The following is a 228-nucleotide window of genomic DNA, read 5'->3' on the forward strand; positions in this document are numbered from 1 at the left end:
TCGGTGCGGAATTCGACTGCGCCGATGAGTCCGGCGGGTTGGCCGGTGTCGGTGAAGCGTTCGCCGAGGGAGAAGGCGATGTCCATGCGGGCGGTGTGGGTGTCGAGTGGGAGCGAGGTGACGTCGAGGTCTTCGAGCACCAAACCGGCTGCGGGGTCGTTGTTTCCGGCGAAATTCTGCCACGCCAGCAGTACTTGGATCAAGGGGTGATGTGTAAGTGACCGGGCC

1 protein-coding gene is annotated in these 228 nt (G+C 63.6%); it reads right to left on the reverse strand.

Annotated elements, in window-relative coordinates:
- On the reverse strand, nt 1–203 hold a 203-nt coding region (locus IRT45_RS36530), incomplete at its 3' end, for a hypothetical protein (RefSeq protein ID WP_375540191.1).
- Nucleotides 204–228: the final 25 nt, after the last annotated feature.

The sequence above is a fragment of the Nocardia sp. BSTN01 genome, from assembly GCF_015354405.1.
Taxonomy (GTDB): Bacteria; Actinomycetota; Actinomycetes; order Mycobacteriales; family Mycobacteriaceae; genus Nocardia.